Annotated in this window: 2 protein-coding genes; one reads left to right on the top strand and one right to left on the bottom strand. The window is 41.9% G+C overall.

Annotated elements, in window-relative coordinates:
* Nucleotides 1-398: 398 nt before the first annotated feature.
* Nucleotides 399-1,274: an ABC transporter ATP-binding protein gene (locus tag IQ242_RS24560; protein WP_193961751.1), complete on the bottom strand. Its 876-nt coding sequence runs from the start codon at nt 1,272-1,274 to the stop codon at nt 399-401.
* A 90-nt stretch (nt 1,275-1,364) separates the two neighbouring features.
* Between IQ242_RS24560 and IQ242_RS24565 the strand changes: the two genes are divergently transcribed.
* A partial coding sequence (locus IQ242_RS24565; RefSeq protein ID WP_193961752.1) for a helix-turn-helix domain-containing protein occupies nt 1,365-1,512 on the top strand: 148 nt, incomplete at its 3' end.

Here is a 1,512-nt window from a genome sequence, read left to right on the forward strand (position 1 = left end):
GTTTTTATCCAGTCCCCGACGACTCTCCCTCTCCGGAAAAAGTTCCCTTCTTGGGCCATTTATCTGACCCAAAAAGCTTAAAAATTGCTAAAAGCCTCTTTTTTTCGGCTTGAACTCGGTTTTTAGGGAAATCCTCAGCTAATTGACCTAGACTCTAAGTAACTGGTTCTGGTTAAATAGAGGATAGATTTTGCCTTTTATCCCCTTAATCAGGGGGGATAACTCCTTATGAAGGGGAGAAATCTGACAATTTTTAAAACCTACTTAATTAGCAAGTTTACCAATAAAATAGACATCATATAAAAGCCAAGAAATGCCGATTTAAACAGAGCTAATCTCAGAAAAACCGGATTCAAAAACCGATAACTTAACAATTTACTAACGGACAAACCAAGAATCTAATCTAATTGATGTCCCGTCAGTTCCACGAAGATATCTTCGAGGTTGGAAGGGCGACACATTACTCCAGTTTTATCGCTCAAAGTGTCCAGATAAGAGTTAGCATCAGCCACGGTGGGGAAGAATTGATAATCGATTTTATCGCCAACTTGTTTGATAACTAAACCCTCGCCATACTTAGTGCGAAAATCCGTTATAGTTCCTAATTCGATTAATTTGCCTGCGTCCATAATGCCAATTCTGCCCAGTTTTCCTGTGCCGTTATCCTGACAGAGAAATTCCACTTCTTCCATGTAGTGAGTGGTTAATAAAATTGTCATTCCTTGCTGGTTTAAATCGCGAATTACTTCCCACAAACGACGACGATTTTGGGGGTCTAAACCGACCGTCGGTTCATCGAGAAAGAGTATTTTTGGTTCGTGAAGAAGAGCGCGAGCAATCTGTAAACGTCGTTTCATCCCTCCGGAAAGAGTTTTGGCAAGGGCAGATTTTCGATCGCTTAAACTGACATAATCTAAATAGCGATCGATTAATTCCTGTCTCTGGGGATTGGGGATATGGTGCATCCGGCCGTGAAATTCCAGATTTTCCCAGACGGTTAATTCCCCATCAACGCTAATCTGTTGTAAGACTACCCCTATATTTTTCTTCACCTGATCGCGGTATTTTTTCACATCATACCCCGCCACTGCGATTTCTCCTTGACTCGCTTCGGTTAGGGTGATAATCATGCGGATTGTCGTCGATTTTCCCGCACCGTTGGGACCGAGTAAACCAAAGATTTCCCCTTTTTCGATGGCAAAGGAAAGCTCGTTAACTACTGGGAGATTGTTATAGATTTTAGAAACGCGATCAAGAGCAATAGCGGCGGTCATCGAAAATTTGGGTCTGAAACCCCGTCGTTCTACGACGGCTTTACTGTTAAATATTAACACATTTACACGATATATGCTAGAATGTGAGACATGGAAAAAGCCTATTCGTTTCGATTTTACCCCACACCCGAACAAGAGTCGCTATTGCGGCGCACTTTGGGCTGTGTAAGATTAGTTTACAATAAAGCTCTCCATCTCAGAACACAAGCTTGGTACGAAAAGCAAGAAAGAGTAGGCT

The organism is Microcystis sp. LEGE 08355 (assembly GCF_015207185.1).
GTDB classification, from domain to species: domain Bacteria; phylum Cyanobacteriota; class Cyanobacteriia; order Cyanobacteriales; family Microcystaceae; genus Microcystis; species Microcystis panniformis.

Excerpts from the sequence above, each read along its gene's own strand:
- IQ242_RS24560 (WP_193961751.1), bottom strand. The coding sequence starts at position 1,274 with ATGACCGCCGCTATTGCTCTTGATCGCGTTTCTAAAATCTATAACAAT.